This window comes from Marinomonas alcarazii (genome assembly GCF_003208215.1).
Classification (GTDB): Bacteria; Pseudomonadota; Gammaproteobacteria; order Pseudomonadales; family Marinomonadaceae; genus Marinomonas; species Marinomonas alcarazii.
Window position 1 is genome coordinate 180,706 of sequence record NZ_QKLW01000005.1, and the last position, 18,262, is coordinate 198,967.

Annotated in this window: 15 protein-coding genes and 2 pseudogenes; 7 read left to right on the forward strand and 10 right to left on the reverse strand. The window is 44.1% G+C overall.

The annotated features are described in order from the left end of the window. Window positions 1–32 precede the first annotated feature (32 nt). The gene (locus DFP75_RS12125) at window positions 33–1,013 is read left to right on the forward strand and encodes an aldo/keto reductase (protein WP_110576000.1); all 981 of its coding nucleotides are present in this window, start codon (window positions 33–35) and stop codon (window positions 1,011–1,013) included. A 108-nt stretch (window positions 1,014–1,121) separates the two neighbouring features. Here DFP75_RS12125 and oadA read toward each other — a convergent pair whose 3' ends face one another. Both oadA and DFP75_RS12135 read right to left on the reverse strand, forming a co-directional pair. Beyond that, window positions 1,122–2,930 carry a sodium-extruding oxaloacetate decarboxylase subunit alpha gene (gene oadA, locus DFP75_RS12130; protein ID WP_110576002.1) on the reverse strand — a complete coding sequence of 603 codons (1,809 nt, stop codon included), beginning with the start codon at window positions 2,928–2,930 and terminating at the stop codon, window positions 1,122–1,124. A 16-nt stretch (window positions 2,931–2,946) separates the two neighbouring features. Next, entirely contained in the window at window positions 2,947–4,362 is a 1,416-nt protein-coding gene (locus DFP75_RS12135) for an acetyl-CoA carboxylase biotin carboxylase subunit (RefSeq protein WP_110576004.1), read from the reverse strand. 172 nt (window positions 4,363–4,534) lie between these two features. On the opposite strand from DFP75_RS12135, the gene DFP75_RS12140 reads away from it, so the two are divergent. The 3 genes and pseudogenes from DFP75_RS12140 to DFP75_RS18805 all read left to right on the forward strand — a co-directional run. Beyond that, complete coding sequence (locus tag DFP75_RS12140) at window positions 4,535–5,485, forward strand: LysR family transcriptional regulator (RefSeq protein WP_110576006.1); 951 nt, start codon at window positions 4,535–4,537, stop codon at window positions 5,483–5,485. Window positions 5,486–5,774: 289 nt separating this feature from the next. Continuing rightward, a pseudogene (locus DFP75_RS18800) lies at window positions 5,775–6,464 on the forward strand (PAS domain-containing protein); the annotation flags it as partial. A gap of 117 nt (window positions 6,465–6,581) precedes the next feature. Continuing rightward, window positions 6,582–7,007, forward strand: a pseudogene (locus DFP75_RS18805) (methyl-accepting chemotaxis protein); the annotation flags it as partial. Between the two features lie 76 nt (window positions 7,008–7,083). Here the strand turns inward: DFP75_RS18805 and DFP75_RS12150 are convergent. The 6 genes from DFP75_RS12150 to DFP75_RS12175 are packed head-to-tail and all read right to left on the reverse strand — an operon-like array spanning window position 7,084 to window position 12,066. Beyond that, window positions 7,084–7,932 (reverse strand): class III extradiol dioxygenase family protein, encoded by an 849-nt coding sequence (locus DFP75_RS12150; protein ID WP_110576010.1) that lies wholly within the window; start codon window positions 7,930–7,932, stop codon window positions 7,084–7,086. Continuing rightward, complete coding sequence (locus DFP75_RS12155; protein WP_110576012.1) at window positions 7,932–8,294, reverse strand: protocatechuate 4,5-dioxygenase subunit alpha; 363 nt, start codon at window positions 8,292–8,294, stop codon at window positions 7,932–7,934. The genes DFP75_RS12150 and DFP75_RS12155 overlap by 1 nt, the downstream gene beginning before the upstream one ends. A 44-nt stretch (window positions 8,295–8,338) precedes the next feature. Further along, the gene (locus DFP75_RS12160) at window positions 8,339–9,211 is read right to left on the reverse strand and encodes an amidohydrolase family protein (protein WP_110576014.1); all 873 of its coding nucleotides are present in this window, start codon (window positions 9,209–9,211) and stop codon (window positions 8,339–8,341) included. A gap of 60 nt (window positions 9,212–9,271) precedes the next feature. Further along, entirely contained in the window at window positions 9,272–10,360 is a 1,089-nt protein-coding gene (locus tag DFP75_RS12165) for a 4-oxalomesaconate tautomerase (RefSeq protein WP_110576016.1), read from the reverse strand. Beyond that, window positions 10,353–11,030: a 4-carboxy-4-hydroxy-2-oxoadipate aldolase/oxaloacetate decarboxylase gene (locus DFP75_RS12170; protein WP_110576017.1), complete on the reverse strand. Its 678-nt coding sequence runs from the start codon at window positions 11,028–11,030 to the stop codon at window positions 10,353–10,355. Before DFP75_RS12170 ends, DFP75_RS12165 begins: the two co-directional genes overlap by 8 nt. Before the next feature lie 28 nt (window positions 11,031–11,058). Then, window positions 11,059–12,066 (reverse strand): amidohydrolase family protein, encoded by a 1,008-nt coding sequence (locus DFP75_RS12175; protein WP_110576019.1) that lies wholly within the window; start codon window positions 12,064–12,066, stop codon window positions 11,059–11,061. A 655-nt stretch (window positions 12,067–12,721) separates the two neighbouring features. Between DFP75_RS12175 and DFP75_RS12180 the strand changes: the two genes are divergently transcribed. The 3 genes from DFP75_RS12180 (at window position 12,722) to DFP75_RS12190 (ending at window position 15,562) form a co-directional block, all read left to right on the forward strand. Next, the gene (locus DFP75_RS12180) at window positions 12,722–13,735 is read left to right on the forward strand and encodes a DctP family TRAP transporter solute-binding subunit (RefSeq protein ID WP_110576021.1); all 1,014 of its coding nucleotides are present in this window, start codon (window positions 12,722–12,724) and stop codon (window positions 13,733–13,735) included. An 82-nt stretch (window positions 13,736–13,817) separates the two neighbouring features. Then, complete coding sequence (locus DFP75_RS12185; protein ID WP_110576023.1) at window positions 13,818–14,291, forward strand: TRAP transporter small permease; 474 nt, start codon at window positions 13,818–13,820, stop codon at window positions 14,289–14,291. 2 nt (window positions 14,292–14,293) lie between these two features. Next, window positions 14,294–15,562: a TRAP transporter large permease gene (locus DFP75_RS12190; protein ID WP_110576025.1), complete on the forward strand. Its 1,269-nt coding sequence runs from the start codon at window positions 14,294–14,296 to the stop codon at window positions 15,560–15,562. A 104-nt stretch (window positions 15,563–15,666) separates the two neighbouring features. Here the strand turns inward: DFP75_RS12190 and DFP75_RS12195 are convergent, their stop codons facing one another. Next, window positions 15,667–16,146, reverse strand: coding sequence for a peroxiredoxin (locus tag DFP75_RS12195; protein ID WP_110576027.1), 480 nt, complete (start codon window positions 16,144–16,146; stop codon window positions 15,667–15,669). 62 nt (window positions 16,147–16,208) lie between these two features. Further along, window positions 16,209–18,185: a methyl-accepting chemotaxis protein gene (locus tag DFP75_RS12200; RefSeq protein ID WP_110576029.1), complete on the reverse strand. Its 1,977-nt coding sequence runs from the start codon at window positions 18,183–18,185 to the stop codon at window positions 16,209–16,211. Window positions 18,186–18,262 lie beyond the last annotated feature (77 nt).

Sequence of the window (18,262 nt, forward strand, 5' to 3'; positions counted from 1 at the left end):
CCTCGGCTCCCTGTTTTATTAAGGATATTGTTATGTCAAAACACCCATATTTAGCCAATCCAAACATCGGCCTAGGCTGCATGAATTTATCCCATGCGTACGGCTCACCTGTTGAAGAAGAACAAGCCATTAAAGCCCTTCATCAAGCCTTTGAAATGGGTTATCGCCATTTTGATACCGCCACTTTATATGGCGGTGGTAAAAACGAACTTTTGGTCGGCAAAGCGCTGAAAGATCGCCGTGATGAGTTTTTCCTTGCCAGCAAATGCGGCATGGCGATGGTCGACGGCAAAAAAGAGATTAACGGCCGACCAGAAAACATTCGCAAACAGTGTGAAGACAGCCTAAAGCGCCTGCAAACCGACCACATTGATTTGTATTATTTACATCGCCGCGACTTCAATGTGCCTATCGAAGAAAGTGCAGGTGCTCTGGGTGAGTTAGTGAAAGAAGGCAAAATAGGCGCTGTCGGTTTATCCGAAGTGTCCGCTGAAACACTAACTCGCGCTCATAACGAATTCCCGATTACCGCGATTCAATCTGAATATTCTTTATGGACCCGCAACCCAGAAATTGCTGTGTTAGAAGCCTGTAAGAAACTAGGCATTACGTTTGTTGCTTTCAGTCCAGTTGCACGCGGCTTCTTAACAGGCACATTAAAAGACGTTGCCGATTTAGAAGCCAAAGATATTCGTAACAACATGCCGCGTTTTAACGCCGAGAATTATCCGCATAACCTTGCCTTGCTAAATGATTATTTTGCTTTAGCAAAAGACATTGGCTGCACACCAGCGCAATTGGCTTTAGCTTGGCTAACAGCAAAGGACGATAATATTGTCCCTATTCCAGGCACTCGTTCGGTTAATCACATGAGAGACAATTTTGAAGCGGCGCAATTAAAGCTGGATGCCAAACAAGTCAGCTTGCTAGACGAAATGATTAATCAAAATAACGTCCACGGCACCCGCTATACAGCCGCACAACAAGCGGAAATCGATACGGAAGAGTTCTAAACACGCCTTAAGACTTTTATCAAAAAAAGAATCCCTCTTTGCAGTCACCCAACAAGGGAAGACAAAGCAAAGGGGGATTTTCACATCTAAAGACGAACAGCGCCTAAACTAGCCGATCTCAATCAATAGCTCACCCGGTGTGACTCGATCACCTTTCTTAACAAAAACCCCTTTTACCGTACCTGCCACATTGGCGTGAACTTCGGTTTCCATCTTCATCGCCTCTGTAACAAGCACAGCTTGACCCGCTTTAACGGTTTCGCCTTCTTTTACTAAGACATCGATGATATTGCCCGGCATAGCAGCACTGACGTGGCCTGGCTCTGTCGCACGAGAACGACCCGCACCACCTTCCGCAACGTATTCATTCAGCGATTCAAACACCACTTCTTCTGGCATACCGTCCAAAGACAAATACAACTTACGCTTACCAACACCAAAATCACCCACGCCGGTAATTTCCACGTTGTAGACTTCACCATGCACATCAATCTTGAACTCAGTAGCCAAGCCTCCTGCGGCTGCACCTTGACCCGATTGTTCTGGCGGCAGCAAAACTTCTGGAACCAAGGTCCCGTCAGCACGTTGCTGTAAAAATTCACGGCCTAGTTCAGGGAACATAGCAAAGGTCAGTACATCTTCTTCAGATTTCGCTAACTCACCGATTTCATTGCGCAACTTATACAGCTCCGGCGACAAGGAATCCGCTGGGCGAGCGTCGTTAACCGCTTCATTGCCTACAGCTTTTTTCTGCACTTCTGGGTTCACCGCTGCTGGAGGCTGACCGTAACCACCCAATAAATAGCGTTTTACTTCGTTGGTGATGGTTTTATAACGCTGACCAGCTAACACATTATAAACCGCCTGCGTTCCCACAATTTGCGACGTTGGTGTCACCAAAGGTGGATAGCCTAAGTCAGCACGAACACGAGGAATCTCGGCAAACACATCACGAATTTTGTCTAACGCATTTTGCTCTTTTAACTGATTCGCCAAGTTGGACATCATACCACCCGGCACTTGATTGATCTGCACAGACACATCTTCGCGAGTAAACTCACTTTCAAATTGATGATACTTTTTACGAACATCACGAAAGTAGTCAGCAATCTCTGACAACAGAGCCAAATCCAATCCAGTGTCGTAGTCCGTATCTTTTAACGCCGCTACTTGAGTCTCCGTCGCTGGATGACTGGTGCCGCTGGCAAAGGATGAAATCGCGGTATCAATACGATCTGCACCCGCTTCAATGGCTTTAAGCTGACACAAAGGCGCCAAACCTGAGGTTGAATGGCTGTGCACTACTAAAGGCAAATCCACCGCTTCTTTGATGGCTTTGACCAGATCATAGGTCGCATAAGGCGTTAACAACCCCGCCATGTCTTTAATGGCAATAGAATCGGCCCCCATGGCCTGCATGGCTTTGGCTTGCTCGACAAACAAAGCGAGCGTATGCACTGGGCTGGTCGTATAACAAATGGTGCCTTGGGCATGTTTGCCGGCTTTTTTCACCGCTTTCATCGCGGTTTCGATATTACGCAGATCGTTTAATGCATCGAACACACGGAACACATCGATGCCGTTATCCGCTGCCTTTTGTACAAATGCTTCGACAACATCATCCGCATAATGACGATAGCCCAGTAGGTTTTGACCACGCAATAACATTTGTAAACGGGTATTTGGCAAAGCCGCACGCAACTGGCGCAAACGCTCCCAAGGATCTTCTTTCAAAAAACGAACGCAAGCATCAAAGGTCGCGCCGCCCCATACTTCTAAAGACCAAAAGCCTACTTGATCGAGTTTCTCACAAATCGGCAACATGTCTTCCGTACGCATACGTGTAGCGATAAGGGATTGGTGAGCATCACGCAAGGTTACATCTGTCACTTCTATTTTTTGTTTCACTTGACTCATTTTTTCCTCCTGCGGATTATCGACCAACATGCGCTGCAATAGCGGCTGCCAACACCAAAGCGATGTCACTTGGATGGCGTCTAACGGAATAATTTAATAGCTCGGGATGCGCCGGAACGAACCCTGTGTTGAACTCCCCTTTAATAAAGTCTGGATGCTTAAGGATTTGCTGATAATAATTAGCGGTTGTTTTAATACCATGCAAACGCATGTCATCAATGGCACGACGACCACGTGCTACCATCTCATCCCAGGTCAGCGCCCACACCACCAGTTTTAAACACATGGAGTCAAAGTAAGGTGGAATCTCGTAACCTGTATAAATCGCCGTATCAACACGAACCCCCGGACCACCCGGTGCGTAGTAGTGAGTAATACGCCCAAAGCTAGGTAAGAAATCGTTCTTCGGGTCTTCCGCATTAATACGGAACTGCATCGCATAACCGCGATAACTTATGTCTTCTTGGCGGAAGCTAAGGGGCAAGCCTGCAGCAATACGAAGCTGCTCACGCACAATATCGACACCCGTGATTTGCTCGGTAATCGTGTGTTCGACCTGTACTCGCGTATTCATTTCCATGAAATACACTTCGTTGCCAGACAACAAAAATTCAACAGTGCCTGCGTTAACGTAATCCACTGCTTTGGCAGCTCTAACCGCAAGATCACAAATATACTGGCGTTGCTCTGGAGTAAGTTGTGGGCTTGGCGCAATTTCGATCAACTTTTGATTACGGCGCTGAATCGAACAATCACGCTCATATAAATGAATTGCATTGCCTTGAGTGTCAGCCAATATCTGCACTTCAATATGGCAAGGATCAACAATGCATTTTTCTAAAAACACCTCAGCTGAACCAAATGCTTTGGTCGCTTCAGAAATAACACGAGGATATTGAGAGGCTAACTCTTCCGGCGTATCGCAGCGACGAATACCTCGACCACCACCACCTGAAGTAGCCTTAATCATCACCGGATAACCTACTTTCCCAGCTAAGGCTAATGCTTCATCTAAGTTTGCTAGGTTTCCTTCTGAGCCTGGTGTCACCGGAATACCAGCAGCACGCATACTATCGCGAGCTTGAGTTTTATCCCCCATTTTATGAATAACGGAAGAATGAGGTCCAATAAATGCGACACCTTTTTGCTCACACAACTCGGCAAAATGCGCATTTTCAGACAAAAAACCATAACCTGGGTGAATCGCATCACAACCCGTTTCTATGGCTAGGTTCACTAGACGCAAAGGGTCTAAATAACCGGCAAGTGGATCATCGCCTAACGAGTAAGACTCGTCTGCTCGCTTAACATGCAACGCATATCGATCCGGTTCCGTAAATATCGCGACAGAGCGAATCCCAGCCTCTGAGCAAGCGCGAATGATACGAACCGCAATTTCACCTCGGTTAGCGATCAACACTTTTTTTAACATGAGTCACTCCTTTCTTGTTTTAAGAGATCACTGCACAACGTAGCGAGAACATTTTTTGTACAAATATCTCTGAATATTCAGACTACTCAAAGAACAACCAAAGTAAAAATTGATATTGCAGCGTTTATGTATAAGCTATTCGTGATAGATAAATTAAAAAGAGATAAAAGCGATGCCTCAAAGCGTACAAAGTTTAGTCAATCGACTTACTTTTAGACAATTACAGGTGTTTAAAAGTGTCTATGAATTGAATAGTTACAGTCGAGCAGGAGATATGCTGGGGCTTAGCCAACCGGCTGTGAGCAATCAAATACGACAGCTTGAAAATGCATTAGAACAACCGCTGTTTGAATACGTTGGTCGCCAACTTTATAGCACTGCGACGGCCAACCGCTTGGCGCAATGTATTGATACCATGTTTGATGAAATACAGCGATTTCAGAACGACGTATCGGCAGAGACAGGATTAGTCGCAGGTGAATTAACTTTAGTTGCCGTTAGCACAGCGCAATACGTCGTACCTTACTTGCTGCGGGCCTACTCCAACCTTCATCCCAAGGTTACAATTAATGTAAAAGTAATGAACCGCGCCGCCGCCATTGAACGGTTCAACGAAAATCATGACGAATTGATTATCATGGGGATGGTTCCCAATGATAAGCCAATGGTTAGTATTCCATTTCTGAACAATGAATTGGTCGCAGTAGCCCCCAAAGATCACCCAATATTAACCCTGCCAGACATAACGCTTGGCACCTTCCTTGAACAAAATCTATTACTCAGAGAAGCAGGCTCTGGCAGTCGATTAGCACTCGAACTGCATTGTCAAAAGCAGAGAGTCCGCCTGCAAGCAGAAATGGAAATTGGCTCTAACGACGCGATCAAACATGCCGTCATTGCAGGGCTTGGTGTTGCAGTACTTCCAAAGCTAGGCGTTCTCTCTGAACTGACACTTGGAAGCTTAATTGAAGTACCAGTCAAAGACTTTCCCCTGCGTCGATCTTGGTGTTTGATCTACCCTCAAAGTCGACACCCAACTCCAACCATGCGCTCTTTTATTGAATATATTCAACAAAATATCGGACAGTTTGAAACCATGTTCTCTCGAATGAAAGGTAAATAGAATTAATTCGAGCTCTTCTGAACAAAAAGTTGATGAATTTACTTTATTCGTATCGCACGTATACAACACGTCACAAGGATTTAACAAATAAACAACATTAAAAGCAGTAAAAATCGTTTAAAGTTTGCTCGATCTTGTAGGGAAAAACCTACAAGACATATGTCAACACCATGACAACTATGATTGAGGAAGCGCTATGTTTTTTAACACTAAAGATAAAGTAATCGCTAAAAATAAAGCGATTGAACAGGCAGCCTCTCAGAATGAAGACAAAGCCTTCATAAAAGCCATGGAAAAATTTTGCGCAACAATTAGCTTTTCTCCTGATGGCACGATATTCGATGCGAACTCATTATTTTTGAATACTGTAGGGTATTCCCTAGAAGAAATTAAAGGGCAAAAACATGCACTATTTTGTCCTAGCCAAGTGACTTCCAGCCCAGACTACAAACATTTCTGGTCAGATTTAGCTGCAGGCAAAAGCAAACAAGGAACCGTCTTACGCAGACACAAAGATGGCTCAGACATTTGGCTTGAAGCAACTTATTTTCCCGTTGAAGTCGATGGCGTGGTGACCAAAGTGGTCAAAATTGCCACGGATGTGACCCAACATAAAATAGTTTCAGATAGTCAAACCGCTATTTATAACGCCATAGACCGATCTTCAGCCACCATAGAATTTTTACCCGATGGCACCGTTATTACAGCCAATGATAATTTCATTAATGCCATGGGCTACAGATCCGTCAGCGAAATTGAGGGCAAGCACCATAAACAATTTTGCTCTCCCGAGTTTTATCAAGAAAACCCACACTTTTGGGCTGAACTTGCCAGTGGCGAATTCAAAACCGGGCAATTTAAACGCATCGACAAACAGGGCAATATTGTCTGGCTAGAAGCCAGCTACAATCCGATTTTTGACCAATTTGGCAAAGTGTTTAAGGTACTAAAAGTTGCCTCCGATATTACGGAGCGCGTTAACATGCAACTAGCAATACAAAATGCGGCTGAAGTTGCTCACGCAACATCAGTAGAAACAGCGCAAGTATCGGAAAACGGGGCAGACATTTTACGCCGCACCGTCGAAACATCTGACAAGATTGTCGCTGATGTTGAAGTTTCTACAGAGCTGATTGAGCAATTAAATCATCAGTCTGAAAGTATAGCCAAGATAGTAACAACCATTGGCTCTATTGCCGATCAAACCAACTTGCTGGCGTTAAACGCCGCCATTGAAGCAGCTCGCGCAGGTGAAAATGGTCGTGGCTTTGCTGTAGTGGCCGACGAGGTTCGAACACTCGCTGCAAGAACAAGCAAGTCAACAATCGAAATTGATGACATGGTAAAACAGAACAGCAACTTAACTCGTCAAGCCAAAGAAAGTATGAGCAAAGTGAGCGAACGCTCCGCAGAAAATGCCCAATTAATAGACGAAGCATCCGGCATCATTGATGAAATACTAAAAGGAGCAATACACGTCTCCAATACCGTCAACAAATTACTGGATATTGAGAAGAGCTAAAAAAAAATCCGCTATCTACGACAATAGATAGCGGATTTTTTATGTTTGCCATCAAACCTACTAACAAGAAGATGTCTTATTTAGGCATTTCATGCTCAAGCAATAAAAGACCAGCGCCTGTGTTCGAAATAGGCGCATGGTAATTACGATGCAACTCTGTCACTTTACCTCGTAAAACACCACGCATGGCGATCCACATGTTTAGCTCAACAGTTTGCGCGCCACCGATTTTCACCAAATCCAGATTAGAGTATTTTGTTAACTCTTCAGGATTCGTCACCAGCTTATCCATACACTCAAGATCAAACTTGCGGTTAAGTGTGCCAGCTGCCTCACCATCTAATTGATGAGATAAGCCGCCTGTTCCGAAAATCGCTACAGTCATATCTGAGTCAAAAGATTCAATCGCTTTACCGATCGCTTGGCCTAATGCATAACAACGTTTTGGCTGCGGCATTGGATGTTGTTCACAGTTTATGCAAACAGGAATAACTTTCACATGCCCATAATCATTACCGGGCCACATCAAGCTCAGTGGCACAGTGAGACCATGGTCGACTTTCATTTCTTGGCAAATGGTCATATCAAAACCGTCTTCCACTAGACTGTTCGCAATATGCCAAGACAATTCAGATTCACCAGTAACGGGCGGAATAGTAGCAATCCCCCAACCTTCATCTGAATTGTGATATTCATCCGCTACACCAATCGCAAATGTCGGTTTTTTATCGATAAAAAACTCTAAACCATGATCGTTGTAAAACAACACAATCACATCGGGTTTCTTTTCATTTAACCATTTACGCACTGGCGGATAGCCATCAAAAAAAGGCTTCCAATAAGGCGTTTCTTCCGCTTTGTTTGCCATTGCATTGGCAATCGCTGGAATATGTGAGGTTGTAACTGCACCAATAATATTCGCCATTATTCTTCTCCTGCGCCACGTCTAACCAACATAGCTTTGAATTCGTCAAGACTCATGCCTGTTTGAATCGCACCGATATCTTGCATGTTCAATTTAAGAAGGCCAGCAAATTTTGCCACATAGTAAATGCTGCCACCTTGCTGCAATAGACCGATAATGTCTCGCTCATGAATTGCTTTAATCTGCGCGTCGGTTAAACCAAACTTTGTACAATAAGCGTCTGGGTCTTTGTTAAACTCATCGCGAGCAGACTGCTCGTTAAAAGAAAAACACATTTTGTTCAGACCATAGCCTTTCTTTGCCATCTTACCGTCGAACAAATAGGTTCCTGGTATAGGTTGAGTAGGATCGTTTGCTGTCATGGTAAACACCTTTTATTTTATTTATTGGTCTTTCGACTAAAACGTTATGACCAGTAAAGACGCATTGGATTATCCACCAACAAAGCTTGCTGTAGCTCTGGTGTTGGGGCGATATGAGGAATCACATCCACAAGATGACCATCATTTGGCGCTTCCACTTTCATGTTAGGATGCGGCCAATCCGTCCCCCACAATACACGGTCAGAGAATTTTTCTACTAACGTACGAGCAAAAGGATAAACATCAGAATAATCCGGTGCGTGCTGCGTTAAGCGCTCAGGACAACTTACCTTGCACCACACATTATCGTTATCCGCCATAAAGTTCACAAAACGCTGGAAATCGGGGTGATCCACACCGTTAGCAACATTTGGTGTGCCCATATGGTCAACCACGATGGTGGTATTCAATTCTTTCAAGAACGGAATCAAATCCTCTAGATCGGCTGCTTCAAAATAAACAACAATGTGCCAACCAAAAGGACGAATTTTCTCAGCAATAGAAAAGAATACTTCTCTTGGCGTACTATCAACAAGACGCTTCACAAAATTAAAACGCACACCTCGAATCCCCACAGCGTGCATTTTTTCGATGTCTTCATGCGTTATTGAATCATCAACAAACGCCACACCACGAGCCAAATCCCCCGCTGTTTCTAAGGCATCAATCAAAGCCGAGTTATCCGTACTGTGACATGATGCTTGAACAATAACGTTGCAAGAAAAACCTAGGTGATCACGCAATGCAAACAGCTGTTCTTTAGAGGCGTCACAAGGCGTGTATTTACGTTTTGGATGATAGGGAAATTTATCCGCTGGGCCAAAAACGTGACAATGGGCATCAACCGCCCCCGCTGGAGCAATAAAAGTTGGCTTGCTTGGGCTTGGATGAAATGGAATATAATCTTTGTCCATCATGTTCAAATACCTGTTTTATTATTCGTTCTAATTAACCAGTCGATGACGAAAACTAGCGTGTTAAAGACCGTTACTGTGAGCAAACACTTGCCCATCAAACAACTTTCTTGCGGTACGTAGGATTGCCGCTGAGCCCACATCGCCATTTTCTTCTTGATCTAAAATCACTGTCATCGCGCCAATAGGATGTTCAACATCCAAGGTAATACGAGCACTTGGCTGAAACGTAGCGACTTCGTTAGCAGGCGAGCCTTTCAGGACCGCCGCCGTCGCCACACTCACCGCACCTAATACACCAATCGAAGCGTGGCAACGATGAGGAATAAACGTACGCGTAGAAATCGCACCGCCGTTTGTTGCAGCGCTCACCATGGTCATTTTAGGCACAGATTTCTCTTTCACGTCCCCCAGATTCATCATCGGCCCAACTTGCAAACGAATGGATTCCAGTTTGGCACGTAAGGCGTCATTAGCCTCAAGCTCTTCACGAGACTCTGTACCGGTAATGCCCATATCCGCCGCTCGCATAATCACCACTGGCATTCCATTATCAATGCAGGTCACTTCTACGCCGTCAATCACATCGACCACATTACCTGTCGGCAATAAAGCCCCACAGCTTGACCCTGCCGTATCTTGGAACACAATAGGCACCGCTGCAGAAAACCCAGGCACGCCATCAATGCGAGCATCGCCTTCGTACTGCACTTCACCGTCTTTTACTGCGACTCTTGCTTCCGCAATTTGACCCGTATTTTCCATAAAGATACGTACAGACGTTTCGCCTTCTTGCGCTTCAACCAAGCCTCGCTCAATGGCAAACGGCGCAATGCCCGCTAGGATATTGCCGCAGTTTTGTGAATCCGTCACAATGGCTTGATCCACAAAAACCTGAAGAAACAAATAATCCACATCAGCGTCATCACGCTGAGATTTTTTAACCACAGCGACTTTGGATGCCAATGGATCTGCACCGCCGATACCATCGATCTGACGTTCGTCTGGCGAGCCCATCACACGCAATAAAAACTGCGCACGAGCATCAGCATCAGCGGGTAAATCTTCAGCCAGGAAATACGCGCCTTTTGATGTGCCGCCACGCATCCACATACAAGGCGCACTTTTTATTACGCCTGCATGATTAGACATACTTTAGACCTTTCTCTTTTAGGCGTGGACGCATTTCATAGATATCCAAGCCCAATTCACCATTTGCCATACGAACACGTTTTGCTTCTTCATTCGCCATTCGTTTACGAGAAAGCTCTAACACTTCAGCGGCATTCTCTCGGCGCACAACCACCACACCGTCGTCGTCAGCCACAATAACATCACCAGGATTAACTAGGGCATCTGCGCAAACGATGGGGACGTTAACAGAACCAACCGTTTCTTTGATCGTCCCTTCAGCAAACACCGCTTTTGACCAGACAGGAAAATTCATTTCTCGCAGGTCTCGCGTATCACGCACACCGCCTTCAATGATCAAGCCAACCACGCCTCGAGACTGTGCAGAGGTTGCTAATAGATCGCCAAAAAAACCATGGTTAGACGGAGATGTGGGAGCAAACACCATCACATCACCCGCTTTACATTGTTCAATCGCCACGTGCATCATCCAGTTATCGCCCGCGGCACCTGAAATTGTGACCGCTGAACCCGCAATAGTTTTGTCCATTTGGATTGGGCGCATGTAATGGGCCAATAACCCAACACGACCTTGAGATTCATGAATTGTCGCGACACCGCATTCAGCTAGACCGTCGATTACCGCTTGGTCTGCACGTTCTATATTTTGTACTACTACATTGTTTCGCATGATTCCTTCCTCACTCCTAGTAAGCGTCTTATGCTTTTAGTCTTGAAAAGACGCGACGAGCATTGTCTTCAAAGATGGCTTGTTTTTGTTCAGCGGATAGCACTGTGTTGTTGTCGATATAACGTTTTGTATCGTCAAAATAGTGACCTGTTTCTGGGTCAATACCACGTACAGCGCCAATCATTTCAGAGGCAAACAAGATATTCTTCGTTGGAATAATGTCTAGTAGTAGATCAATACCACGCTGATGATAAACACAGGTATCAAAATAAATATTATTTAGAACGCGTTCAGCAAGATCAAAGCCTTGGTCTTGCGCCATGCCACGGAAACGCCCCCAATGGTAAGGAACCGCACCACCGCCATGAGGAATAATGATTTTTAGGTCGGGGAAATCTTTAAAAACATCCGACATCATCAGCTGTTGAAAACCTGTGGTATCAGCACCTAAATAGTGTGAGCCAGTCGTGTGGAAGCAATCATTACACGCGGCACTCACGTGAATCATGGCTGGAATATCGTACTCACACATTTTTTCGTAAATAGGATAGAAAGAGCGATCCGCCAAAGACTTATCCTGCCAATAACCACCGCTTGGATCTGGATTAAGGTTAATACCGATAAACCCCATTTCTTCGACAGTACGAACAATCTCACCAACCGATTTAGCCGGGTCGACACCAGGAGATTGCGGCAATTGCGCAACAGGGGCAAAGTTTTCGGGGAACAGGTCGCAAACGCGGCGAATCAAATCGTTTTGATGTTCAGTCCAATATTGGCTAGTGTACTCATTACCAATATGGTGTCCCATCCAGCTAGCACGAGGAGAGAAAATAGTTAAATCCGTGCCGCGCTCTTGCTGTAAACGTAGCTGGTTATTGATAATACTGTCGCGAATTTCGTCATCCGAAACAATAACTTTGCCTTTTTCACCAACAAAGGCAGGATCTTTAGCAACCTGCGCTTTTTGCTTATCACGATACTCACCAACACCTGGTGGCGTCGTCGTATAATGTCCATGGCAATCTATAATCATGTCACTACTCTCTATTCTTATTTAAGGTAACAAACGCTGCAAAAAAGAAGACTCGCTGTCGTCGCTAAGTCTTGCTTGTTTTTACAGCCATTCGATCATCATCTAAGGAGAGTATTCTTTATGTACGGACAACTTGGCTATTTCAATTTAGCCGAAAGAGTATTGCATTTTGATATAGCTGTTTTTAGTACAATGAGAACATCTGCTCATTTCATATATTTATTAGGAAGAACCTGACTCAAAAAAACGTCTAAGCCTGCTTAATAAAAATCGTAAGATTATGATTAATATGACTTTTTATATATAATCAAAAACTTATTCATTTTTTATATTCCTTTTCCGATATATAAGAGACATAAAAAATTCATTTCTAAAAAAGCAAAAACTACGACATTTTGGTTATGTTGCTTATCAAAGCGGACTGAAAAGTAAATTTTGAGTGAAACTCAAAGGCGAAATGTAGACCCAGCTCATATTGAGGTAATTGTGGGCCTCGAGAAAAAAATATAGGGCATTTTTAAAATGATCCTATATTATTTAGGGGGCTTATAAATGCTAGTTTCAATACAGGACAGCCTACCTTACTGCAAAGCAGGGTAGAAAATACAAAAATAAAACAACCGGGACACAAGATCCCGAGCTTGGAGACGTAAAAATGAATCTAACAAAAAAAATCACACTTGGTTTGATTGCCGCAGGTGCCGTAAGCAGTGTTAGTGCAGCAGACCTAACCCTGACGATTGGTCACGTAGATCCTCAAGATTGGACAACTTCTAAAAAAGGCGCCGCAACTGAAGTGTTCAAAAACTTAGTTGAAGCCGAGTCTGGCGGCCGTATTGAGGTCAATGTATACCCTTCTGGCCAGCTTGGCGGTGAAACTGATCTTGTTCAGTCTGCTCAGGAAGGCACATTAAGCATGGCTATGGTATCTGGCGCTTTTGCTAAAGTTTGTAAAGAAGCATCTGTACTAGAAATTCCTTACCTATTCCCATCAGCCCCAGTGGCCTGGGAAGTTCTAGACGGCGAATTCGGTAAAGCATTGTCTGAACATTGCTTAGAAGAAAGTGGACTACGCACACTTGCCTATGGCGAAACAGGCTTCCGTAACTTCACCAACTCAAAACGTCCTGTTGCAGAACCAAAAGATTTGAATGGTTTAAAGATTCGCGTTCAAACATTACCTCTGTACGTAGAAATGGTAAAAGCGATGGGAGCAGAACCTACGCCAATCGCTTGGCCTGAAGTGCCTTCTGCATTAACAACGGGTGTAGTTGACGGACAGGAAAACCCTGTAAGTGTTATCGAAGCGAATAAATTCTACGAGTTCCAAAAATATCTAACACTAGACGGTCACGTATACGGCACAGACTTCTTGCTAATCAATGAAGATATTTATCAATCCTTAAGTGATGAAGACCGTGCTATTATTGACCGTGCAGCAAAAGTTGCAGGCACTTTAGGCCGCGCAGTTCAGCAGTTTAACTCTGCGAAAGGCCTTAAATCTCTTGCAGCAAACGGCATGCAAATCACCACTCCAACACCAGCACAAATGGCTAAGTTCCGTGATATTGCGCAGCCAGCGGTTATCAACTGGTTGAAAGGTGAAGTACAGCCAGAGTGGATCGAACGCGCTCAAATGTCTGTAAAAGTTGTTAGTAATTCGCAATAAGTTCAATACTTGATATCAAATAATCGAAAGCTTTTTATAGCTTTCGATTATTTTTCTTTTGTCACAACCCGGAAAGCTCACCATGAAGCGCCTCTACAAAAATACTCTCACAATGTTAACTGGCACCTCCTTATTCGTTATCTTTGGCGTTGTTTTAGTCAGTAGCTTGAGCCGTTACTTATTTAACTCACCGATCCAATGGAGCGAGGAAGTCGCAAAATACGCCATGATCTACGGCACTATGTTTGGTATGGCATTGTGTTATTTAGAAGGTATTCATATTCGTTTTACTTTTTTAGAAGATATGGTTTCCGCCAAAATTCGTCATGCCTTGCATTTCATATCTGACGTTATCGCACTCGTAAGTGGCTGTGTACTAACCTATTCTGGCTACATTTTCATGATGAAACGAGGTGCAATACAAGCGCCTGGCACAGGTATTCAAATGTACTATTTCCAAGTAGCCATGGTCATAGGTGGTGCGTGCCTTGCGATCGCGGCACTCATCCGTCTCGTCGAGTATTTTCAATCTGAAAAGTTAGAGAAAGGACAATAATCATGCTAGGTTTTGGAATTCTTCTTGTTCTTTTGTTTATTGGCAGCCCTATTGCGTTCGCCATTTTATTAGGCGTCGTAAGTCATATTTACACACTACCTTTTAATGTCAGTCTCGTCGCTCAACGCATTTTTAGCGGGCTAGATTCTTTCTCTATTTTAGCGATTCCGCTTTTTGTTCTGGCCGGCGAGCTAATGAATGAAAGTGGCATCACTGGCCGAATAATCAACTTTGCTAATGCATTAGTTGGTCACATGAAAGCGGGGCTTGCTCACGTAAATATCTGGGCGTCGGTCATTTTTGCAGGATTATCAGGTTCAGCCGTGGCAGATACATCAGCACTTGGACGTGTGTTTATCCCGACAATGGAAAAAGAAGGTTATCCGCGTGCTTTTGCTGCAGCATTAACAGCCGCATCGTCCGTTATTGGGCCGATGATTCCACCAAGCATTCCGGTCATCATTTACGCACTTATCACCACCGGCGTCTCTGTTCCTGCTCTCTTCCTTGCAGGCGTGGCACCAGGCCTGCTACTTGCAGTCGGCTTATCTGTGTATGTTTACGTTTTTGCAGGTCACTACGCACCACTAAAAGCAAAACTGTCTATGAAAGAGCGCTGGAAGGCCTTTGTTGAGGCTTGGATTCCGCTATTCATGCCAATTTTCATTGTGGGCTCAATCCTTACCGGTATTGTGACACCAACAGAAGCCGCTGCCTTTGCTGCTGCTTATGCTTTATTGGCAGGTATATTCATCCTGAAAAGCCTGAAAATATCGAGTTTGCCACGCATTTTCATTCGAGCAATGCGTGACTCGTCTGTGATTCTGATTGTGATAGGTGTGGTCGCAGCTGCGAACTGGTTATTAACCTTCTCAAGAGTACCGCAAACGGTCAGCCAAATGGTGTTGGAACAAGTCTCTAGTCCTTGGATGTTCTTGATCCTAGTAAACGTCATTTTGTTGGTCGTTGGTCTGTTCCTTGAAGGGATAGCAGCAATGCTAATATTGCTACCGATTCTGCACCCTATTGCAATGAGCCTTGGTATTGATCCAGTCCACTTTGGTATTGTGGTAATTTTCAACCTGATGATAGGACTTGTCACACCGCCGATGGGAATTTGTCTATTCGTTTCTAACTCGATAGCAAATGTAGGGATAGCTGCTATTTCGAGACAGATCATGCCACTTTTCTTAGTAGAACTGGCCGTCTTGATCTTAATAACCTTTGTGCCAAGCACGGTAACATTTTTACCAACGCTATTTGGTTACTGACGATGAAGTAATTCGCTATAAATTTTAGAGATAAAAAACGACGCGATGCGTCGTTTTTTTTGACTAACTGTTTTTAACCTAACTAAAAAGATTTAATAAAAAACTTATAACTGAGATAAAACGTATTCTGCAGAGCTAACTTTGTATTCACCCGGCTCATCCAACCATAACTGCTGAATGATGCCATTCGAGACTAACATGGCATAACGGCGACTGCGAATCCCCATTTTTGCTGCTGAAATATCAAGCTCCAAGCCCATTGAGCAAGTAAACTCAGCCAAGCCATCCGCTGCCATAACAAGTTTTTCAGCGTTATTGGCTTTATCCCATGCGTTCATAACAAAAACATCGTTAACGGAAAGGCAGACTATTTCGTCAATGCCTTTCTCTTTTAAAGCGTCATAATGCACAACATAACCCGGTAAATGGCTAGCGCTGCACGTTGGGGTAAACGCACCAGGAACGGCAAACATCAATACCGTCTTTCCTGAAAAAAACTCGGTGACATCAATTGTTTCAGGCCCTTCTTCCCCCATCACCTGAAACGCACCATGTGGCAACATATCACCAACAAGAATTGACATAGACCGTATCTCCTGAGAATTAAGTTGCTCTCATATTAACGCAACACGTCTTAAAAAAACCATCAAACAATCTTAAATTGACTCAACAACTGTTTTTGATGAGAAGCCAGTTTTGATAATCCCTGACTGTCTTGCTCAGTTTGATCCGCTCCTAAGGTTGCTTCTTCAGACATCTCTGAGATTTCCAACACATTCTGTTTTATTTCTTGCGCTACAGCCGATTGCTCTTCAGCCGCTGTCGCAATTTGCGTACTCAAATCACGAATCTCAGCCATGCTGCCTTGCAATTCAATCAGCGATGCCCCTACCGCTCGAGCTTCTTCAACACTAGAAGTAGCGCTTTGACGGCTCTCTTCCATACTGCCAACAGTTCTGGTTACGCCATGTTGTAATTGTGCAATAACCGTCTGAATTTCTTCCGTAGAGCTGTGCGTTCGAGTCGCCAAAGTCCGAACTTCATCAGCAACAACCGCAAAACCTCGACCTTGCTCGCCAGCACGAGCCGCTTCAATAGCCGCGTTCAATGCCAACAAGTTCGTCTGCTCTGCGATGCCTTGAATCACCTCTAAAATACGATCAATGCTTTTCGAGTGTTCATCAAGCTCATTCACTACGGTTGTGGAGGCTTCAATTTGTTTGAGAAGGTGTTCGATTTTATGAATATTAGTATCCATTTGCTCACGGTTTTGACTGGCTCTTTCATCAACCGATTGAATCTGACGTAAAATCACTTCCGAGCTTTGTGCGACTTGGTCCACCGTAGACACCATCTCGGACATAGAGGAAGCCACTTCCGTCGTTCTTTCATTTTGCGCACTCATCAAACGCTTAGAGTCACTCGCCAACCGAACATTGCTGCCAGCAGATTCCGCTACTTCATTCGATGCTTGGTCAATTTCAGACATCACCGTCTGCAGTTTCGCCACCAGCCCGTTCACCCAATTAGATAATTCACCAAACTCATCTTTGGTTTTTACTCTACTGCGCTGGGTAAAATCGCCATCGGCAATCTTTCCAAGTACCGACATCACTTCTTTTAGTGGCAGACGAATACTACGGCTTACCCACATCGCTACCAGTACAGCAATAATTACAGAAATAACGAGCACGGCCTGAATAATCAAAGTAGACAAAGACGCAGCATCATTTGCTTCCTGTTTTGCGGTCTCTCCGATAGAAGAAGCTTCAGCAAGTAACTCTTGTACAGAGGCATTCACCACATCCATTCTGTCTGATAATTGCTTAGCAAGCACTTCAGACTCTTGGACTAAGCTGGCATTTTTGTAAAACTTAGCGATTACCCCATCATCAGAGATAACGCCCGTCTCAATCTCGCTTACCAACTCATTAATATTGTCATCTTTTAGGTACGGTTGCTTATCTTTCAGGCTGGAAATAATCGACGCCATTGAATCTCGAAGCCCTTGCATTCTCTCTAAGCTGCGCAGATCAAAATAGTCATTTACAGTCACCTGTAGGCTTTCCACTTGGCTATGCATATAAGAAGCGGCAAATTGAATTTCAGGAGTATCCCCATCCGATACCAACAGCTCTAAGTCCTCTGCTGCAAATAAGATAGAGTCCTTTAGATCGAGTTTCTCATTTGGAATCACAGCCTGTAGCTGCAACATTGTTTTATGATTAGAGAAAGCGATATCGGTCAAACTGAAAAAATCCGTTACCTCTGTATTGATTTTTTCCAAGACGCTGCGCATAGCAGGCAAATCTTGCAACTGAGTAGCAAGTTGCTCTGAAACATCATTAAAGCTTTGTTTATAATTCAAAAAACGTTCTGATAAGCTCTCTAATGAATCTGGTGATTTACTCAATAAGTACTGTAATACCGCCGCATTAGATAAATTTAAATCGTCTTTTAAAGCATTACTGGTCGATGAGATAGACGCAACATTACCTGTCACGACATTCAGCCTGTCTTCAATCTTATTGATCCCAAAAAAACCCGATGCGGCGATCATCAATAAGAGCAATAACAAAATACCAAAGCCAAACAGAATCCTTTGGATTACGGATAACGACATAAATCGACCTCTAAATAAAAGCTAATGTATTTCTTGCCTGCGCGCACGTAAGAGCACATACAAAACAATCAAAATTG

Excerpts from the sequence above, each read along its gene's own strand:
- DFP75_RS12125 (WP_110576000.1), top strand. The coding sequence starts at position 33 with ATGTCAAAACACCCATATTTAGCCAATCCAAACATCGGCCTAGGCTGC.
- oadA (WP_110576002.1), bottom strand. The coding sequence starts at position 2,930 with ATGAGTCAAGTGAAACAAAAAATAGAAGTGACAGATGTAACCTTGCGT.
- DFP75_RS12135 (WP_110576004.1), bottom strand. The coding sequence starts at position 4,362 with ATGTTAAAAAAAGTGTTGATCGCTAACCGAGGTGAAATTGCGGTTCGT.
- DFP75_RS12140 (WP_110576006.1), top strand. The coding sequence starts at position 4,535 with ATGCCTCAAAGCGTACAAAGTTTAGTCAATCGACTTACTTTTAGACAA.
- DFP75_RS12150 (WP_110576010.1), bottom strand. The coding sequence starts at position 7,932 with ATGGCGAATATTATTGGTGCAGTTACAACCTCACATATTCCAGCGATT.
- DFP75_RS12155 (WP_110576012.1), bottom strand. The coding sequence starts at position 8,294 with ATGACAGCAAACGATCCTACTCAACCTATACCAGGAACCTATTTGTTC.
- DFP75_RS12160 (WP_110576014.1), bottom strand. The coding sequence starts at position 9,211 with ATGATGGACAAAGATTATATTCCATTTCATCCAAGCCCAAGCAAGCCA.
- DFP75_RS12165 (WP_110576016.1), bottom strand. The coding sequence starts at position 10,360 with ATGTCTAATCATGCAGGCGTAATAAAAAGTGCGCCTTGTATGTGGATG.
- DFP75_RS12170 (WP_110576017.1), bottom strand. The coding sequence starts at position 11,030 with ATGCGAAACAATGTAGTAGTACAAAATATAGAACGTGCAGACCAAGCG.
- DFP75_RS12175 (WP_110576019.1), bottom strand. The coding sequence starts at position 12,066 with ATGATTATAGATTGCCATGGACATTATACGACGACGCCACCAGGTGTT.
- DFP75_RS12180 (WP_110576021.1), top strand. The coding sequence starts at position 12,722 with ATGAATCTAACAAAAAAAATCACACTTGGTTTGATTGCCGCAGGTGCC.
- DFP75_RS12185 (WP_110576023.1), top strand. The coding sequence starts at position 13,818 with ATGAAGCGCCTCTACAAAAATACTCTCACAATGTTAACTGGCACCTCC.
- DFP75_RS12190 (WP_110576025.1), top strand. The coding sequence starts at position 14,294 with ATGCTAGGTTTTGGAATTCTTCTTGTTCTTTTGTTTATTGGCAGCCCT.
- DFP75_RS12195 (WP_110576027.1), bottom strand. The coding sequence starts at position 16,146 with ATGTCAATTCTTGTTGGTGATATGTTGCCACATGGTGCGTTTCAGGTG.
- DFP75_RS12200 (WP_110576029.1), bottom strand. The coding sequence starts at position 18,185 with ATGTCGTTATCCGTAATCCAAAGGATTCTGTTTGGCTTTGGTATTTTG.